At 32.5% G+C, this 18,971-nt stretch carries 21 protein-coding genes; 15 read left to right on the plus strand and 6 right to left on the minus strand.

From position 1 onward, the window contains the following. Positions 1 to 2 precede the first annotated feature (2 nt). Positions 3 to 284: a type II toxin-antitoxin system RelE/ParE family toxin gene (locus ABDW27_RS12270; RefSeq protein ID WP_343696175.1), complete on the minus strand. Its 282-nt coding sequence runs from the start codon at positions 282 to 284 to the stop codon at positions 3 to 5. Between the two features lie 96 nt (positions 285 to 380). Here ABDW27_RS12270 and purD point away from each other — a divergent pair, with 96 nt between their 5' ends. Continuing rightward, the gene (purD, locus tag ABDW27_RS12275; protein WP_343696176.1) at positions 381 to 1,655 is read left to right on the plus strand and encodes a phosphoribosylamine--glycine ligase; all 1,275 of its coding nucleotides are present in this window, start codon (positions 381 to 383) and stop codon (positions 1,653 to 1,655) included. Here purD and ABDW27_RS12280 read toward each other — a convergent pair. Further along, positions 1,647 to 1,877, minus strand: coding sequence for a hypothetical protein (locus ABDW27_RS12280; protein ID WP_053472999.1), 231 nt, complete (start codon positions 1,875 to 1,877; stop codon positions 1,647 to 1,649). The two genes, purD and ABDW27_RS12280, sit on opposite strands and share 9 nt — an antisense overlap. 140 nt (positions 1,878 to 2,017) lie before the next feature. Here ABDW27_RS12280 and ABDW27_RS12285 point away from each other — a divergent pair, with 140 nt between their 5' ends. Further along, positions 2,018 to 2,947, plus strand: coding sequence for a DUF6427 family protein (locus tag ABDW27_RS12285; protein WP_343696177.1), 930 nt, complete (start codon positions 2,018 to 2,020; stop codon positions 2,945 to 2,947). Here the strand turns inward: ABDW27_RS12285 and upp are convergent. Further along, complete coding sequence (gene upp, locus ABDW27_RS12290) at positions 2,942 to 3,595, minus strand: uracil phosphoribosyltransferase (protein WP_343696178.1); 654 nt, start codon at positions 3,593 to 3,595, stop codon at positions 2,942 to 2,944. The two genes, ABDW27_RS12285 and upp, sit on opposite strands and share 6 nt — an antisense overlap. Before the next feature lie 112 nt (positions 3,596 to 3,707). Between upp and ABDW27_RS12295 the strand changes: the two genes are divergently transcribed. Both ABDW27_RS12295 and ABDW27_RS12300 read left to right on the plus strand, forming a co-directional pair. After that, the gene (locus ABDW27_RS12295) at positions 3,708 to 4,313 is read left to right on the plus strand and encodes a DUF4254 domain-containing protein (RefSeq protein ID WP_343696179.1); all 606 of its coding nucleotides are present in this window, start codon (positions 3,708 to 3,710) and stop codon (positions 4,311 to 4,313) included. A gap of 43 nt (positions 4,314 to 4,356) precedes the next feature. Continuing rightward, positions 4,357 to 5,367, plus strand: coding sequence for a glycosyltransferase family 9 protein (locus ABDW27_RS12300; protein WP_343696180.1), 1,011 nt, complete (start codon positions 4,357 to 4,359; stop codon positions 5,365 to 5,367). Positions 5,368 to 5,404: 37 nt separating this feature from the next. Here the strand turns inward: ABDW27_RS12300 and ABDW27_RS12305 are convergent, their stop codons facing one another. The 3 genes from ABDW27_RS12305 to ABDW27_RS12315 all read right to left on the minus strand — a co-directional run bounded on the left by ABDW27_RS12305 (position 5,405) and on the right by ABDW27_RS12315 (position 7,500). Next, positions 5,405 to 5,839, minus strand: a complete 435-nt coding sequence (locus ABDW27_RS12305) for a hypothetical protein (RefSeq protein ID WP_343696181.1) — start codon at positions 5,837 to 5,839, stop codon at positions 5,405 to 5,407. Positions 5,840 to 5,980: 141 nt separating this feature from the next. Then, a complete protein-coding gene (locus ABDW27_RS12310; protein WP_343696182.1) occupies positions 5,981 to 6,289 on the minus strand; it encodes a hypothetical protein in 309 nt (102 codons plus the stop codon). Between the two features lie 158 nt (positions 6,290 to 6,447). Continuing rightward, entirely contained in the window at positions 6,448 to 7,500 is a 1,053-nt protein-coding gene (locus tag ABDW27_RS12315; RefSeq protein ID WP_343696183.1) for a ferredoxin--NADP reductase, read from the minus strand. 128 nt (positions 7,501 to 7,628) lie between these two features. Here ABDW27_RS12315 and ABDW27_RS12320 point away from each other — a divergent pair, with 128 nt between their 5' ends. The 11 genes from ABDW27_RS12320 to atpG all read left to right on the plus strand — a co-directional run bounded on the left by ABDW27_RS12320 (position 7,629) and on the right by atpG (position 18,752). Next, on the plus strand, positions 7,629 to 9,089 hold the full coding sequence (locus ABDW27_RS12320; protein WP_343696184.1) for a DUF5687 family protein: 1,461 nt from the start codon (positions 7,629 to 7,631) through the stop codon (positions 9,087 to 9,089). A gap of 61 nt (positions 9,090 to 9,150) precedes the next feature. Further along, on the plus strand, positions 9,151 to 9,846 hold the full coding sequence (locus ABDW27_RS12325; protein ID WP_343696185.1) for an ABC transporter ATP-binding protein: 696 nt from the start codon (positions 9,151 to 9,153) through the stop codon (positions 9,844 to 9,846). An 89-nt stretch (positions 9,847 to 9,935) separates the two neighbouring features. Beyond that, complete coding sequence (locus tag ABDW27_RS12330) at positions 9,936 to 12,545, plus strand: tetratricopeptide repeat protein (RefSeq protein WP_343696186.1); 2,610 nt, start codon at positions 9,936 to 9,938, stop codon at positions 12,543 to 12,545. A gap of 4 nt (positions 12,546 to 12,549) precedes the next feature. Next, positions 12,550 to 12,945 carry a polymer-forming cytoskeletal protein gene (locus ABDW27_RS12335; protein WP_343696187.1) on the plus strand — a complete coding sequence of 132 codons (396 nt, stop codon included), beginning with the start codon at positions 12,550 to 12,552 and terminating at the stop codon, positions 12,943 to 12,945. Further along, positions 12,926 to 13,147, plus strand: coding sequence for an AtpZ/AtpI family protein (locus ABDW27_RS12340; RefSeq protein ID WP_343696188.1), 222 nt, complete (start codon positions 12,926 to 12,928; stop codon positions 13,145 to 13,147). Before ABDW27_RS12335 ends, ABDW27_RS12340 begins: the two co-directional genes overlap by 20 nt. A 516-nt stretch (positions 13,148 to 13,663) precedes the next feature. Then, positions 13,664 to 14,839 (plus strand): F0F1 ATP synthase subunit A, encoded by a 1,176-nt coding sequence (gene atpB, locus ABDW27_RS12345; protein ID WP_343696189.1) that lies wholly within the window; start codon positions 13,664 to 13,666, stop codon positions 14,837 to 14,839. Positions 14,840 to 14,879: 40 nt separating this feature from the next. Continuing rightward, positions 14,880 to 15,080, plus strand: coding sequence for an ATP synthase F0 subunit C (atpE, locus tag ABDW27_RS12350; protein ID WP_031453874.1), 201 nt, complete (start codon positions 14,880 to 14,882; stop codon positions 15,078 to 15,080). 83 nt (positions 15,081 to 15,163) lie between these two features. After that, on the plus strand, positions 15,164 to 15,655 hold the full coding sequence (locus tag ABDW27_RS12355) for a F0F1 ATP synthase subunit B (RefSeq protein ID WP_343696190.1): 492 nt from the start codon (positions 15,164 to 15,166) through the stop codon (positions 15,653 to 15,655). 4 nt (positions 15,656 to 15,659) lie between these two features. After that, complete coding sequence (gene atpH, locus ABDW27_RS12360; protein WP_343696191.1) at positions 15,660 to 16,193, plus strand: ATP synthase F1 subunit delta; 534 nt, start codon at positions 15,660 to 15,662, stop codon at positions 16,191 to 16,193. 37 nt (positions 16,194 to 16,230) lie between these two features. Next, entirely contained in the window at positions 16,231 to 17,808 is a 1,578-nt protein-coding gene (gene atpA, locus ABDW27_RS12365) for a F0F1 ATP synthase subunit alpha (RefSeq protein ID WP_343696192.1), read from the plus strand. A gap of 83 nt (positions 17,809 to 17,891) precedes the next feature. Then, positions 17,892 to 18,752, plus strand: a complete 861-nt coding sequence (gene atpG, locus ABDW27_RS12370; protein WP_343696193.1) for an ATP synthase F1 subunit gamma — start codon at positions 17,892 to 17,894, stop codon at positions 18,750 to 18,752. The last annotated feature ends 219 nt before the right edge of the window (positions 18,753 to 18,971 follow it).

An 18,971-nucleotide genomic window follows, 5' to 3' on the forward strand; every position in this document is an offset into this window, starting at 1 on the left:
TTTTAATGATAATCGATAATTTCTACATTTGAAGCATTTCCATTTTCCCAAACAAAAATTATTCGCCACTGATTATTGATTCGAATGCTGTAAAAATCTTTTAAATTACCACTCAATTTTTCAAGACGGTTAGAAGGTGGAATTCTTAAGTCGGTTAAATTTTGAGAATTATGAAGCATTCTAAGTTTTCTTCTGCCAATTTGCTGTATTTCAATTGAAGGTTTTTTGACAACAATACGATTCCAAATTTTTTCAGTTTCTTTCGACCCAAATGAGATTATCATACCTTTTGCATTACTAACGCCAAAAGTAAGTAAAAAAAATTATTATATACGGTTAAAAGCGACTATTTTTGCACCACAACTAAAATTCAACAACACATGACAATTTTACTATTGGGATCAGGCGGAAGAGAGCATGCTTTCGCATGGAAAATGACTCAGAGTCCGCTTTGCGATAAACTTTTTGTAGTACCAGGAAATGCAGGAACTGCAGCAATTGCAGAAAACGTTGCTATTTCTGCTACTGATTTTGAAGCAGTAAAAGCATTAGTGCTTAAAGAAAATATAAGTTTAGTAGTCGTAGGACCAGAAGATCCATTGGTTAAAGGGATTTATGATTATTTTAAAAACGACGAAAGTTTAAAACATATTCCGGTTATTGGGCCATCAAAACTTGGGGCGCAATTAGAAGGAAGTAAAGAGTTTGCAAAAGAATTCTTGATGAAACATAACATTCCAACTGCGGCTTATGATAGTTTTACTGCTGAAACAGTTGAAGAGGGATGCAAATTTCTAGAAACATTACAGCCTCCTTACGTTTTAAAAGCAGACGGTTTAGCAGCAGGAAAAGGAGTTTTGATTATTCAGGATCTTGAAGAAGCAAAAACAGAATTACGCAACATGTTGGTTCACGCAAAATTTGGAACAGCAAGTTCAAAAGTTGTTATTGAAGAATTTTTGGACGGAATCGAATTGAGCTGTTTTGTTTTAACTGACGGAAAAAGCTATAAAATTCTTCCAACGGCAAAAGATTACAAACGAATTGGAGAAGGAGATACAGGTTTAAATACAGGCGGAATGGGAGCAGTTTCTCCAGTTCCTTATGTTGATGCCGTTTTGATGGAAAAAATTGAAACTCGTATCGTAAAACCAACTATTGAAGGTTTCCAAAAAGACGGAATTGAATATAAAGGATTTGTTTTCATTGGATTAATCAATGTAAAAGGAGAACCAATTGTTATTGAATATAACGTAAGAATGGGAGATCCTGAAACTGAAGTGGTTGTTCCGAGATTAAAATCAGATTTAGTAGAATTGTTTTTGTCTGTTGCAGATCAAAAATTAGGAGATTTCAATTTAGAAGTTGATCCAAGAAGCGCAACAACTGTTATGGTTGTTTCTGGTGGATATCCTGAAGATTTCGAAAAAGGAAAAGTAATTTCGGGCTTAGAAAATATTCAAGATTCGATAGTTTTTCATGCCGGAACAAAATTAGATGGCGAAAATGTCGTTACTAATGGAGGACGTGTAATTGCTGTAACATCTTATGGAGATGATTTTCAACAGGCCATAAAAAAATCTTACCAAAACATAGATAAACTAAGTTTTGATAAGATGTATTTTAGAAAGGATATCGGCTTCGACTTACTTTAAGAAAGAGTGAGCCGTTGTATCTTGGTTTTCAGTTCCTGCAGCATCAAAAATACGTAATTGTTTAATCCAATATACGATTGCTGCAGAACAGATAATCATAAAAATCCAGTTGATAGTGTTTGCACCAAACCAAGTTTTTAGTTCTAAATGACGTAAAAAGTCAAGAGGAGCAAACAAAATGTTAACGAATAAGTATTGTATTCCTTCAAAAAAAGCTTTCATAATTTTTTAAAATTATATGTTATTTATTGTTGTGTAATATTTAGAAGATAAATTCAATTAATTGAATCTTTTTTCAACTTGTTCAGTTTTCATTTTAAACAAGTATTATCTTTACAGTCACAAAAGTATAAAATATCCTTATGATAACAAGTGTTTTTAAAAAATCTACGCCATTAAATTATTCATTGGTTGTAATTTTGATACTGGTTTTCTTCTTTATGTTTCAAATTCGAGAAACGTCTTGGATAAATTCTTATTTTACAATATTTCAAAAAGTAAGTTTATTGTGTTTTATTTTTGCTTCTTTTTTCATGGTAAATTTCATTGTCAAGAAAAACGGACTCAGTAAAGACAATGGTTACACGATATTTTTCTATTTATTGTTTCTGTTATTTTTTCCAACAATATTTAATAATCCGAATGTAGTTTATGCTAATTTCTTTTTGTTGTTGGCTCTTCGAAGGTTAATTTCTCTGCAGTCCCTAAAGTCTTCAAAAGAAAAAATATTTGATGCTTCATTTTGGATTTTTGTAGCTTCTTTATTTCAATTTTGGAGTATTATCTTTATCGTTCTGGTTTTTATTTCGATTATTTTTCACGTTTCAAGAGATTATAGAAACTGGGTTTTGCCATTTATTGCATTTTTGGCTGTAGCGATAATTTTTTATATGGTTTCTTTAATGTTTCATATTGATGCCATTAAATTTTTTCAGGAAAGAGCTGTAGTTGATTTTAGAATAGATTATTTTAAAAATAATTACGAAAACGGAGCGCTTTCAATATATGCCGCCGCTGTGGTATTTTTTCTGTTTTCGATGTTAACAACCTTATCAAACAGACCGCAAATTGTACATACATCTTATAAAAAAGTGGTAGCCTGCTTTTTTATTGCGGTATTTGTTTTCTTAATTTCACCCAATAAAAGCAACGATTTGTTATTGTTTAGTATTGCTCCATTATCAATAATGGCAGCCAGCCATGTCGAATATATGCAGCAAAAACTAAATAACGAAATTGTATTTTATGTATTGATTTTGTGTAGTTTATTTAATTTTTTCTCACAGTTATAATTTACTTCCGTAAGCAAGATCACCCGCATCTCCAAGACCCGGAACAATGTAGTTTTTCTCATTTAGTTTTTCATCTAAAGAAGCAACCCATAAATGACAATTTTCAGGAAGGTTCTTTTCAAGATGTGCAATTCCTTCCGGAGCGGCGATAACCACTACGATATGAAACTCTGTCGGCGCCGCATTTTCAATCAATTTTTTGTGAACTGCAACAACAGATTGACCTGTCGCCAGCATTGGATCTAAAAGTAAAACCGTTTTATTATTTAAGTTTGAAATTGCCTGATATTCTACTAAAATTTCAAAATCGTCACCACCATCAGGATGAAATCTGCAAGCTGAAACAAAGCTGTTTTCTGCATGATCAAAATAATTTAAAAAACCATTATGAAGCGGTAAACCGGCTCTTAAAATCGGGCATAAAACCAAATCCGTTTCAATTTCAGTTGTTTTTTTAATACCAAGCGGAGTCTGAATATCGACATTTTTATAAGGCAGAACTTTGCTCAGTTCATACGCCATAATTTCTCCAATGCGTTCAATATTTCGTCTAAAACGCATACTGTCGTTCTGCACATTTACATTTCTAATTTGTCCCAGAAAATGATTTAAAACACTGTTTTTTTCAGATATATAATGAATTTTCATGATGAAATTTTAATTTATTTACAGATAATGAATATAAAACGAAAAATAATTTCTTTTCTTCGCAGCATAAAAGTATAAAAAGTATCTTTGTATTCTCTAAAAAAATAAAGACATGTTTTCAAAATTAGCATATTCGGTTTTCGAACAAAGCATCAAAGATTATCACCAATTTGATAATGTAGATCAGCCAATTAATAATCCATATCCAAAAGATAAATTTGAACATTTATTATATCTAAAAAACTGGATTGATACAGTTCAATGGCATTTTGAAGATATTATTCGTGATCCGCAAATTGATCCTGCAGCGGCTTTGACTTTAAAAAGAAGAATCGACGCTTCAAACCAGGAACGTACTGATATGGTTGAATATATCGATAGTTACTTTTTGCAAAAATACAGTAATGTAAAAGCAAAAGACGGAGCAAAAATCAATTCTGAAAGTCCGGCCTGGGCATTCGACAGATTGTCTATTCTGGCTCTGAAAATTTATCACATGCAGGAAGAAGCTACTCGTGCAGAAGCTACTCAGGAACACAGAGATAAATGTCAGGAAAAATTAAATGTTCTTTTAGAGCAGAGAACAGATTTATCTACAGCAATTGAAGAATTATTGACAGATATCGAGAACGGAGATAAATTCATGAAAGTGTACAAACAAATGAAAATGTACAATGACGATGAATTGAACCCGGTTTTATATCAAAATAAAAAATAATTTGGCAGAGTTGTCAAACAACAAAATTAAACATATAGCCGTCATGAGACTATCCGCAATGGGAGATGTCGCCATGACGGTTCCTGTTTTACGCGCTTTTGTAAAACAATATCCAGAAGTAAAACTAACGGTTATTTCCCGTCCGTTTTTCAAACCTTTTTTTGACGGAATTCCAAATCTTGATTTTTTTGCTTTTGATGAAAAAGAAAGACACAAAGGATTTCCGGGACTTTTGCGATTATTTTCAGATGTAAAAAAACTTAAAATCAATGCTTTTGCAGATCTTCATAATGTTTTACGATCTAAAGTTGTGAGTTTGCTTTTCGCTTTAAGCGGAAAAAAAAGAGCAACTGTTGATAAAGGCCGTGAAGGAAAAAAAGAATTAACAAGAGCCGAAAATAAGATTTTCAAGCAGCTGCCAACTATGTTCGAAAGACACGCAAAAGTGTTTGAAGAACTTGGTTTTCCGTTAGATTTATCGAATCCTGAATTTCCTGAAAAAGCAGTTTTAAGTTCTGATATTCTGGAAATTATAGAAAATCAAAATCAAAAATTAATTGGAATTGCTCCTTTTGCACAGTACGATTCTAAAGTATATCCTTTAGATTTAATGAAAGAAGTAATTGCAAAACTGGCTGAGAATTCTGAAAATAAAATTTTGCTTTTTGGCGGAGGAAAAAAAGAAATCGAAATCTTGGACTCGCTTGCAGAGTCTTTTGAAAATGTAATTAACATGGCTGGAAAAATTAAGTTTCAGCAGGAATTACAATTAATCAGCAATCTCGATGTCATGCTTTCTATGGATTCCGGAAACGCACATATTGCAGCAATGCTAGGTGTAAAAGTGGTAACGCTTTGGGGAGCAACTCATCCTTATGCCGGATTTTTACCATTTAATCAAAGTTTAGAAAATGCATTAACTTCAGATAGAAATCAATATCCAAAATTGCCAACTTCGGTTTATGGAAACAAAGTTGTCGAAGGTTATGAAGATGCCATGAGAACAATTTCTCCTGATGAAGTTGTTTCTAAAATTGTAGAGAAGATTTCATAAAAATAAAAAACTTCTCCATAAAGAGAAGCTTTTTTCGTTATGCGATATTTTTTTCTAAATCGTATCTTTCATTAGAATCAAGGAAAGAATATCCTATTGTTTTTTTCCTTTTTTTGTTTACTATAATTGTGACGAAGTTATTTTCGTCTTCTGTTGACAATAGAATATGTTCGAATTTTTCAGATGAATCCCTGTAAATTTTATAAATTAAATCATGGTCTTTAATTTTTCTAGATAAAATTTTAGCCGATTTAAGTCTGCTTACATAAGGCCAGATATTAAAAATATTTGAATCTGTCTTTTTTACTTCTACCATTTTCTCGGTCACAGTTGAATTGTATTTTTCTCTTTTGAGAAGCTTAGGACCTTTTCTGTTTTTCATTTTAATAATAACTGCCAGAACGCATAGTGAAGCAGTTACAACCAACATAGTAAGTAGATATAAATTAAAGTGGTATACGTGAGTTGTCATGATATTTAAAGTTTTAAATGTTTTGACAAATTTGATTTGGCTCTACAAATTCCCAGACTATGAAATTGCGATTACCTTAATTACACCCCTAATATAATAAAAAATCGCCAATATTTTAATAAAAATTTGACTTTATTTCAATTACAGCCAAATCTTCTCATCATGGGAGCGACGATAAATATAACTTTTTAGATTCGAAATAGTTTCCTGATAATTTGGTGCATCATAACCGTAACGTTCATGCTCCATTTGTTCTTTTTCAACGGCTTCGCATCCTTTTATAACTTCTTTGATCATGTCGAGCAATGCAAGTTCTTTATTGCCGGTTTTTTGAAATTTAAGCTCAACAATTTCATCCTGAAGCTCTTCACAATAATCAACGAGCTTCATAACTTCCGGTTCATCCAGAAGATATTCTTTATTTCTAAAAATTTCTCGTACCGATTTCATATTCAATTAAATTTTAATTTTTTAAATTCAATTTCCAAGTTACATCTTTGTCAAAGTTTTAAACTTTGACAAAGAGTAGAAACGCAATTAAACAAAAAAATCCAAATTCCAATTATAAGTTGGAATTTGGAATTTTTTAATTTTGAAAATTTTACAGATTATACGTCGTCGTAATCCACATAAATAGTATCTGAAGTTGGATGTGCCTGACAAGTTAAAATTAAACCTTCGGCAATTTCGCCATCTGTTAATATAGAATTTTTTGTCATTTCAGCAGAACCAGCAGTTACGCGTCCTAAACAGCTGCTGCAAATTCCACCCTGACAAGAATATGGAGCATCAACACCATGTTTTAAAGCAGCGTCAAGAATCGTTTGTTTTTTAGACATTTCAAAAGTAACTTCTTCATCATCAACTAAAACGGTAATTTTAGTATGTCCTTCCTGAGAACCCTGAATGGCGTGTTCTTCGGTAGAAGATGTAAAAAGCTCAAATTTAATGGCAGATTCTTTTACGTTTTTCTCTTTTAAAACATTAGAAACCGTATTGATCATTTCTTCAGGACCACACAAATAGAACTTATCAAATTCAAGTTCTTTGTGTTTGTTATTCAATACAAAATTTACAGTCGATTTTTCGATTCTTCCAAATAATGCATTTTCAACTTTTGCCTGGCTGTATACGTAATGCACAAAGAAACGGCCTACATACTGCAATTGCAAATCGTGTAATTCCTGATGAAAAATAGTCTGCTCTGGAGTTCTGTTTCCGTAAACTAAAACAAATGAACTTTTTGGCTCATTTTTTAATACCGATTTAATGATAGATAATACTGGCGTTATTCCGCTTCCGGCAGCAAATGCCGCGTAGTTTTTTTGTCTTTCAGCATCTGGTTCAAAAGTAAATTTTCCTTCCGGCTGGCCTACTTCAAGAACATCCCCAGCTTTTAATTTTGTGTTGGCAAATTGAGAAAAAAGACCATTTTTTACGGCTTTAACAGCAATTCGTAATTCGCCGCTGTCTGGACCTGAACAAATAGAATAGGCACGACGAATTTCTTGATTATCAAGAGTTAATTTTAAGTTTATGTATTGTCCGGCTATAAATTTATAGTCCTGTTTAAGTTCTTCTGGAACATTAAAAAGAATCGAAACAGCCTCGGCAGTTTCGCGTTTTACCTCTTTAATTATAAGTTTTAAGAATGAAGGCATGGTTTATTTTTTTTGCAAAAGTAGCAAACCATAAGTAATTGACACTTACTAAAATATTTTTTTTAACTTTTTTTGTAACGTTTTCCTACATTTGGTCTCTTACTACAAAAATCAAAACCAATTTACCCATGATTAAAAAGTTTATTTATCTTGAATGGAAAGCCTTTACAAGATCGGCATCATTTGGCAAAAATCTGGCTATGAAAATTCTAATAGGATTTTTAATGGTTTACTTTTCATTGGTTTTTGCTGCAATGGGAGTAGGGGCATTTTATGTTTTAAAAGACATGCATTTGGAACCATTTGTAACTGTAAACCAGTTTTTAATTTATTACTTTCTTCTTGATTTAGTAATTCGTTTGCTATTGCAATCGATCCCGGTTTTAAACATAAAGCCGTTATTGGTTTTACCTTTTAAGAAACCCGTAATTGTTCATTTTTCGTTGGGCAAAACGGTTTTGTCATTTTTCAACTGGGTTCACGCGTTATTTTTTGTTCCTTTTTCTGTAGTTCTGGCAATAGAAGGATACAGCATTACGGGAATAATTTTATGGAATCTGGCAATGCTTTCTTTTATATATATCAATAATTTTTTGAATATAATTTTAAGTAATATTGATAAATTATTTGTTGTTTTTGTTGGATTAATTTTGGTTTTGGGCGGTGCACAATATTACAAATTTTTTGATGTTACAACTTTTACAACTAACTTTTTCCTAGGATTTTATGCTGTAAAAGGACAATTTTTAATTCCCGTTTTAGTATTAGCCGGTTTGTATATTTTTACTTTTAAATTTTTGAAAAAAAATCTATATCTGGATGCAGGACTTTCGGTAAAACAGGACGTTGCCGAAACTGAAAACTTTTCTTGGCTGAATCAATTTGGAACTTTAGGAACTTTTCTGAAAAATGACATCAAATTAATTAAAAGAAATAAAAGATCGAAAACGACAATATTTATGAGTTTTCTCTTTTTATTCTATGGATTTTTATTTTTTGGAAATTCTCATCAGCCGGCTGTGATGCACATTTTTGCGGGAATATTTGTTTCAGGCGGATTTCTTTTTGTCTTCGGACAATTTGTGCCAAGCTGGGACAGTTCTTATTACCAATTAATGATGACACAGAATATTCCGTATCGCGGATATATCACTTCAAAATGGTGGCTTATTGTAATTGCTACTTTTTTGTCTACAATTCTGGCTTCTTTCTATTTGTTTTTTGGATGGGAAATTTATCTAACAATTGTAGTTGGAGCGATTTATAATATTGGTGTAAATTCTCATCTGGTTCTTTTAGGCGGCGCTTTTACCAAAACGCCAATTGATTTAAGTAATGCTGGCGGGGCATTTGGAGACAAAAAAGCCTTTAATGTAAGTGCCATGTTATTAACGCTTCCAAAAATTTTACTGCCGTTAGCACTTTATGGAATTGGGCTTTATTTGAATAGCAAAAATCTCGGTTTAGCATTAGTTGCCGGAGCAGGAGTTTTGGGCTTTATTTTTAAAGACAAGGTTTTTTCTTTAATCGAAAAAAGATATAAAATCGAAAAATACAGCACTATAAATGCTTACAAACAAAAGAGTTAATTAGAAAATTTACCCATTTGATAATTAATCTGAAATCAACAATCTAAAATCTAAAATTACCATGATACAAGTAAATCAACTTTCAAAAAAATATAATACTACTACAGTTTTAAATATTAATAATCTTGAAATTCCAAAAGGTCAGAGTTTTGGTTTGGTTGGAAATAACGGGGCAGGAAAAACTACTTTTTTTAGTTTGCTTCTAGATTTAATCCAGCCTTCCACAGGAAACATAACAAGCAATGATATTCAGGTAAATACGAGTGAAAACTGGAAATCTTTTACAGGTTCTTTTTTAGATGAAAGTTTCCTTATTGGATACTTGACGCCCGAAGAATATTTTTATTTTATTGGAGATTTACGCCATCAAAATAAAGCTGATATCGATGCATTATTAGCCAAACATGAAGAGTTTTTTAATGGAGAAATTTTAAACAATAAAAAATATCTTCGTGATTTATCAAAGGGAAATCAAAAGAAAGTGGGAATTATTGCAACCCTTATTGGCAATCCTGAAGTAGTAATTTTAGACGAGCCTTTTGCTAATTTAGATCCAACAACAGTTAGTCGTTTAAAGAAAATTATTAAAGAACTAGCCGACGATCCAAATGTAACTATTTTGGTTTCGAGTCACGATTTACAGCATACCGTTGAGGTTTGCGACAGAATTGTAGCTCTTAATAAAGGTGAAATTGTAAAAGATATTCAAACCTCAGAAGAAACCTTACAAGAACTCGAATCATTTTTTGCTGTATAAGGTATCTGATATTTCAAAAAGAAGCGTATTTTTACAAGTCATTATACTAAAAATGCTTTTTAGTAGTTAATGCTTTAAAATCAGTTATATTGGAAAAGAATACCTTTAAATATAGTTTTTTTCTCACCGTTTTTTCCCTTTTGATAGCGTGTTCTACCAAGAATAATACTTTTGTGAACAGGAATTCGCATGCATTAAGTACAAAATATAACATTTTGTATAACGGAGGAATTGGTCTTGAAAAAGGACTATTGTCCATTCAGGCTAACAACCAGGATAATTTCTGGAAACTTCTTCCGATAGAAAAAATGCAGTTTGATGAAAATTTTTCTGAAGGAGAAAAAACAAAAAACCCTGATTTTGAAAAAGCCGAAACCAAGGCAACAAAAGCAATTCAAAAACACTCCATGAATATTGGAGGCCGAGAAAGAAACTATCAAATTGACGAAGCTTATTTAATGCTGGGGAAAGCGAGATATTATGATCAGCGTTTTATTCCGGCTTTAGATGCGTTCAATTATATTCTTTACAAATATCCAAACAGCAGTAATATTTACACGGCAAAAATTTGGCGCGAAAAAACCAACATGCGTTTAGGAAATGATGCAATTGTGGTTAAAAACATCAACCTTTTATTAAAAAAGACAGATTTAAATAAACAGACATTTTCTGATGCTAATGCCTTGCTGGCAGAAGCTTTTTTGAATCTGGAAGAAAGAGACAGCGCAGTTGCTAAACTAAGAATTGCTGAGGAATTTTCAAGAATAAACGAAGACCGCGCGCGATACAAATTTATTTTAGGACAAATGTATCAGGAGGCCGGAAATAAAGACAGCGCTACTTATTATTATGATGGCGTGATCGATATGAACCGTAAAGCCGACAGAAAATACATGATGCACGCTTATGCAAAAAAAGCACAGATGTATGATTATGAAAACGGCAACGATACTATTTTTTTAAAAACCTATAATAAGTTAGTTGCAGATCGTGAAAACAGACCTTACTATGATGTTCTTTTTTACGAAATGGGTGTTTTCTATCATAAAAAGAAAGACAAAGAAAATGCATTAAAATTCTACAATAAATCTTTAGGCAGAAAATCAAAAGATCCTTATTTAATGGCATCTGCTTATCGAAATATCGGAAATATGTATTTTAAAGATACTGACTATACAATGGCTGCCAAATATTATGACAGTACATTGACCAAATTAGATCAGAAAACCCGCGAATTTGCTTATATCGAAAAAAACAGAAAAAATCTCGATAACGTAATTAAATACGAAGCAATTGCCAAACGCAACGATAGTATTATTAAAGTCTACGGACTGCCGGATGCCGAAAGAAAAATTTATTTTGAAAGCTACATCGCAGAACTGAAAAAGAAAGATGAAGCCAAGCGAATTCAGGAAGAAAAGGAAAAAGAAAAATTAGCTAATATCGATCGCAATACAAACGCTTCGAATGCACCTACGGCTATAAATCCAAATTCATTAGGAAAACCTGCCGATCTTGATGGCGGAATCAGACCTCCAACTGGAAATGATGCGGCGAGCACTTTTTATTTTTATAACCCAACAACGGTTGCATACGGAAAACTGCAATTTAAAAAAATGTGGGGTAATAGAACTCTTGGCGGAAACTGGAGATTATCGGCTATAAAATCTGCAAATGATGCGGCTATGCTTAACGATAGTTTAAAAGAAGCCGATTTAGAGAAATTGAAAGATACAGTTGTTATTGAAAAATATACAACGGCCTTTTATGAAAAACAGCTTCCTAAAACACAAACCGCTATTGATAGTATTGGTAAAGAACGCAATTTTGCTTACTATCAATTAGGACTTATATATAAGGAGAAGTTCAAAGAATATAAATTGGCAAGCGACAAACTGGAACAACTGCTAAAAAATAATCCGGAAGAGAAATTAGTACTGCCGGCTAAATATAATTTGTACAAAATATATCAAATTACAAATCCTCAGAAAGCACAGGAAATTAAGTCGGATATTGTAACAAATTACTCAACCTCGAGGTACGCTCAGATTTTAAATAATGCAAATACAGATGACATAGCATCGCCTGATAAAGAATACCAAAAATGGTATAAATTATTTGAGGAGGAAAAATTTGATGTTGTTTTAGATAATATTGATAATCTAATTAATCAATATTCAGGAGAAGACATTGTTTCTAAATTTGAACTGCTTAAAGCAAACGCTTTAGGAAAAGTAAACGGATTAGAAGCCTATAAAAAAGGTTTAGAAAACGTGGCAGATAATTATCCAAATAGTGAAGAAGGAAAAAGCGCGAGAGAAATTTTGGAGAAAAATGTTCCGGCTTTAGAGAGACTTAACTTTACAACAGTTGATAATAAAAACTGGAAAATTATATACAGAGTTTCAAATACTGATACCAAAACGGTTAAAAAGATTGAAGAAGCAATTAGAGTATTTTTATTAGTCGAAAATTTTGAAAGACTAACAACGTCTTTCGATAAATACAACAGAACAGAAAGTTTTGTTGCGATTCACGGTTTAAAATCAGAAGCTTATGCCAGAGACGTGGCAGGAGTTTTGAGAGATGACGACAAATATAAAATTACCCATCCGTCAATTATTATATCGACTGATAATTACAAAGTGGTTCAAATTAAAAAGAACCTAGAAGCCTATCTGACCCCAAAAAACCCATAATATAATGTTTGACAAAGTAAAAAAAAACGGAACAGAACTTTTAGGAAAAACAAACCGAATTGTTGAAGGAACTTCTATTGTAGGAGACATTGTCTCAAAAGCTGATTTTAGACTCGACGGAGAATTGATTGGAAATTTTACATCGCAGGGAAAATTAGTAATAGGTGCGACAGGAGTTATTAAAGGAGAAATCATTTGTAACAATGCCGACATCGAAGGAGAATTTCATGGAAAAATTAAAGTGCTTGAAATTCTTAACATTAAAGCATCTGCAAAAATTCACGGCGAGGTTGTCGTAGGAAAACTTTCTATAGAACCGGGAGCAGAGTTTACGGCAACCTGTACCATGCTTACTCATAACAAAGAAGTAACAGCAAAAGATGGAAAAGGATCCGAATAAAAAACAAAACAATAAATGGATAGCCCTCATAAATATTCCTTTTCAAATGGGGGTTATTATTTTTATATTTAGTTACTTTGGCGTCTGGTTAGATGATAAATATTCTGACGGGGGATCGCTTTGGACAATTGTACTTTCTCTATTCTCTGTTTTTTTAGCTTTATATAATGTCATCCGGCAAGTTAAAAATTTAAACAAGTAATGAATAGAACTGTAGATTTCCTGAAGTATTTCATTCCCTTTTCAATTGTATTGTTTGTAATACAGTTTTTTGTAATGCAGTCATTATCTGAAAAAATGACATTTTTCTATTCAGCCTGGAGTATCTATTTATTTAATGTTGTAACTACCTTTTTAATTTATCTCGTACTTACCTATATAAATAAGAACTTTTCAACCTACACAGGATTTACATTTCTTGGTCTTAGTTTTTTTAAGATGATGGTTGCCATTGTTTTTTTAATTCCATTTATAAAATCGGATGTTTCAAATCCTATAATAGATGTGAGCTCGTTTTTTATTCCCTACTTTTTGTTTTTACTTTTCGAAACATACTTTACAATTAGACTCATTAATAAGGGGTAATTCCTTCATTTTTAACAATATCGTAATTTAAAGTTGTATTAATAAAAATTCTGTAGATATATTTTCAGTTTTAAATTAAAAATGTACCTTTGCAAAAAATTTTTGAAACCTAAATTTAGATACAGTTTTAATAATGATAATTTCAAATAAACCAGTCCAGTACTTATTAGTTACCTTATTAGCACTTACTTCATCGATGAACTTCGCTTCAACTTCTGTTGATAGTGTTTCTGTTGAACATAAAAATGTTGAGACAATTGAAGCAAGTCATGCAGAAACAAGTGCGCATGGAGAAACTGTTGGTCACGAGATAGAAAAAGAATTTAATGCTAGTGAATTGATTAATTCACACATTGGAGACTCTCATGATTTTCACATTGCTGACTGGAATGGTCACCCAATTTCTTTTAACCTTCCAGTTATTTTATGGACTAAAAACGGATTGGAGATTTTTTCATCAGAGAAATTTCATCACGATAATTTAGGAGAACATGTTGTTGATGTTAACGGTCAAAAATTTGTTAGATATAAAGAAGTAATTTTTTATGCTGATAAATTTGAAGAGATAGCACAAGAAGAAAGAGACAATGGAGCATTTGCTTTTGACGCAAGACCTTTGGATTTTTCTATAACAAAGAATGTTTTTTCAATGTTAATGTCAGCGATCATTTTATTCTTAGTATTTTTTGCAGTAGCAAGATCATATAAGAAAAATGAAAAAGCACCAAAAGGATTAGCAGGATTCTTAGAACCGCTTGTAACTTTTGTTAGAGACGAAATTGCAATTCCAAATATTGGAACAAAAAAATACGCTAAATACATGCCGTATCTTTTGACAATATTTTTCTTTATCTGGATTAACAACCTTATCGGATTAATTCCATTCTTTCCATTTAGTTCTAACTTAACAGGAAATATCTATTTTACTTTTGTAATGGCATTCATTACTTTCGTAGTTACTACTTTAAGCGGAAACAAATCTTATTGGGGACACATCTTCAATACACCGGGAGTACCAGTTTGGTTAGCTCCAATTATGATACCTGTAGAGCTTATCGGTATGCTTACTAAACCTTTCGCATTGATGATTCGTTTGTTTGCAAACATTACAGCAGGACACATTATTATTTTGAGTTTAGTTTCTTTAATTTTCATATTTAAAACAGTTGCAATTGGTCCAGTTTCAGGAGCTTTTGTATTGTTCATGAGTGTATTAGAAATGTTAGTTGCTGCTTTACAGGCATATGTATTTACATTGCTTTCAGCATTATTTATTGGTCAGGCTGTTGAAGAGCATGATCATCATTAATCAGAGTTTTATTAATTATTAACTATATAAATTTATTATTATGGTATTAGCTGGAATCGGAGCTGGATTAGCTGTAATTGGTGCAGGTCTTGGTATTGGAAAAATTGGTGGTTCTGCAATGGACGCTATTGCTCGTCAACCAGAAGCTGCTGGAAAAATCCAGACTGCTATGATTATTGCTGCTGCACTTATCGAAGGGGTTGCTCTTTTCGCAGTAGTTGTTGCGTTAATCGCAAAATAATTAAAATCTAAAACTTCCTGCAGCGGTTGGCTGCAGGAAGTTTTTTTAAAAAAACGATAAATAATTTTTAAACATATAATGTTATGCAATTAACTTCACCGGAAAGTTTAATTTTTTGGACAACAATTATCTTCATTGTTTTCTTTATTCTTTTAGCAAAATTTGCTTGGAAACCAATATTAGGTGCTGTAAAAAGCCGTGAGGAATCTATTAATAATGCTTTAGCATCTGCAGAAGCTGCTCGCAGAGAAATGGAAAATTTAACTGCAGATAATGAGCGTATTTTAAAAGAAGCTCGTGCAGAGCGTGATGCTATGTTGAAAGAAGCTCGTGAAATGAAAGAGCAAATTATTGCTGATTCTAAAAACGAAGCTCAGGAACAAAGCCAAAAATTAATCGAGCAGGCAAAAGCTGCAATCGAAAGTGAAAAAAATGCTGCTATGGCTGAGTTGAAATCACAAGTTTCTACTTTATCATTAAGCATTGCTGAAAAATTACTTAAAGAAGAATTATCTAACAAAGAATCTCAAACTAAATTAGTTGAGAAAATGTTAGGTGACGTAAAGTTAAACTAAGATTATGGCAAGTACAAGAGCAGCAATTCGTTATGCAAAAGCAATTCTGGACTTAGCAAACTCTAAAGGTGTTGCCGAAGCTGTAAATAACGATATGAAATCAATTGCTTCTGCAATTGAAACAAACGCAGAATTAAAAGCATTTATTCAAAACCAAACAACTAAAGTTGAGGTAAAAGAAAGTGCTCTTTTAGAAGTGTTTGCTAATGTAAATGGAGTAACAAAAGGTTTATTTCATTTATTATTTGAAAACAAAAGATTTGAAATTCTAGATGCAATAGCAGTAGAATACAACAAATTATTTGATGAAAGTAATGGAGTTGAGACAGCAAAAGTTACAACAGCAATTCCTATGGATGCAGCATTAGAAGCTAAAGTTTTGGCTAAAGTTGCAACTTTATCAGATAAAAAAATTACAATTGAAAATATAGTAGATCCTTCAATTATTGGCGGATTTATTTTGAGAATAGGAGATAATCAATACAATGCTTCTGTTGCAAACAGATTACAAGTATTAAAAAGAGAGTTAAGTAATTAGTTTTTATAACACAAAAGTGTCTAAATTATAAATTAAGATGGCGGAAATCAAACCTGCTGAAATTTCAGCAATATTAAGAAAGCAAGTAGAAGGTTTTGAATCTGGTGCTACGCTAGAGGAAGTAGGAACGGTACTTCAAGTTGGAGATGGTATTGCTCGTGTTTACGGGCTGTCTAATGTTCAATATGGTGAGTTAGTAGAATTCGATAACGGTATGGAAGGTATCGTATTGAACCTTGAAGAAGACAATGTTGGTGTGGTACTTTTAGGGCCATCTACAGGAATCAAAGAAGGATCTACTGCAAAAAGAACTCAACGTATTGCTTCTCTTAAAGTAGGTGAACAAATGGTAGGACGTGTAGTTAACACTCTTGGTTTCCCAATTGACGGAAAAGGTCCAATTGGTGGAACTTTATACGAAATGCCATTAGAAAGAAAAGCACCTGGTGTTGTATTTCGTCAGCCAGTAACTGAGCCATTACAAACTGGAGTAAAAGCAGTTGATGCTATGATCCCGGTAGGTCGTGGACAACGTGAGCTTGTAATTGGTGACCGTCAAACAGGTAAATCAACTGTTTGTATCGATACAATCTTAAATCAAAAAGAATTTTATGATGCAGGAAAACCTGTATTCTGTATATATGTTGCAATTGGACAAAAAGCTTCAACTGTAGCAGGAATCGCTAAAATGTTAGAAGAAAAAGGAGCAATGGCTTATACAGTTATCGTTGCTGCTAATGCTTCTGATCCAGCTCCAATGCAAGTTTACGCTCCTTTCGCAGGTGCTGCTATTGGTGAGTATTTTAGAGATTCAGGTCGTCCGGCACTTATCGTTTATGATGACTTGTCTAAACAAGCAGTTGCTTACCGTGAGGTTTCTCTTTTATTAAGAAGACCACCGGGACGTGAGGCTTACCCTGGAGACGTTTTCTACTTACACTCTCGTTTATTAGAGCGTGCTTGTAAAGTAATTGCTGATGACGGAATTGCAAAAAGCATGAATGATTTACCAGAGTCTATCAAGCCAATCGTAAAAGGTGGTGGTTCTTTAACTGCATTACCAATTATCGAAACTCAGGCTGGAGACGTTTCTGCATATATTCCAACAAACGTAATCTCTATTACAGATGGTCAGATTTTCCTTGATGGAGATTTGTTCAACTCAGGGGTTCGTCCTGCGATCAACGTAGGTATTTCAGTATCTCGTGTTGGAGGTAATGCACAAATTAAATCAATGAAAAAAGTTTCAGGAACTTTAAAATTAGACCAGGCTCAATTCCGTGAATTAGAAGCTTTCGCTAAATTTGGTTCTGACTTAGATTCAGTTACTTTAAACGTAATCGAAAAAGGAAAAAGAAACGTTGAAATCTTAAAACAAGGTTTAAATGATCCTTATACAGTTGAAAACCAAGTAGCAATTATCTACGCTGGTTCTAAAAACTTATTAAGAAACGTTCCTGTAGAAAAAGTAAAAGAATTTGAAGCTGATTTCTTAGCTTACTTAAACAGTAAACATAAAGATACGCTTAACGCGTTGAAAGCTGGTAAGTTAGATGACAACATTACAGATGTTATCGAAAAAGCAGCAAAAGAAATTTCAGCAAAATATAACTAATATTTAGTTTATAGTTTTTAGTTTATTGTTTGTAGTTCGTCTCAACAATAAACTAAAAACAAAAAACAATAAACCTAAAATTAATGGCAAATTTAAAGGAAATCCGTAATAGAATTACTTCCGTTTCATCAACGATGCAGATTACATCTGCGATGAAAATGGTTTCTGCTGCAAAGCTTAAGAAAGCACAAGATGCAATCACTGCGATGCGCCCTTATGCCGAGAAATTAACGGAGTTGCTGCAAAACCTTTCGGCTACACTTGAAGGTGAGGTTGGAGGAGATTATACAACACAACGTGAAGTAAAAAAAGTATTGCTTGTTGCCATAACTTCAAATAGAGGTTTATGTGGTGCATTCAATTCAAATGTTATTAAAGAGGTAAAAAACCGTGCTGAGTTTTATGCCGGAAAACAAGTAGATGTTTTTCCTATTGGAAAAAAAGGAAACGATGTTTTGGTAAAAACTTTTAAAGTTCACGGTCATCATAATGCCATTTTTGATCACTTAACTTTTGAAAATGTTGCTGGAATTGCAGATAATTTAACTGCAAAATTCTTATCTGGAGAATACGACAGAATTGAATTAATCTACAATCAGTTTAAAAATGCTGCAACTCAAATCGTTCAAACTGAACAATTTTTGCCATTAGCGCCAATTAAATCTGATGCATCAGTTTCTGCTGGAGATTATATTTTTGAACCTTCAAAAGAAGAAATTGTTTTGACTTTAATTCCTAAGTCTTTAAAAACACAATTGTACAAAGGTATTCGTGATTCGTTTGCTTCTGAGCATGGTGCACGTATGACAGCAATGCACAAAGCAACTGATAACGCAACAGCATTAAGAAACCAGTTGAAATTAACTTACAACAAAGCGCGTCAAGCGGCTATTACAAACGAAATCTTAGAGATCGTAGGTGGAGCTGAAGCTTTGAATGGATAAGAAAAATACAACCATAAATAAAAAAATAGCCGACAAATAATTGTCGGCTATTTTTTTTGGAAGTTTTCTTTTTTAAGAATGTCTATAAACAAGAAAATTTATAAAATGGTGATTCTCAATTTACCCAAAATTGAGAATCCATACCATTTTATAAAATTATTGACACAGATTTTATCACTCTGTTGCTTTGTCTTTCATGGGAACAAACTAGCTTTATCA

Origin of the sequence: Flavobacterium sp. (assembly GCF_039595935.1) — a bacterium.
Lineage (GTDB): Bacteria > Bacteroidota > Bacteroidia > Flavobacteriales > Flavobacteriaceae > Flavobacterium.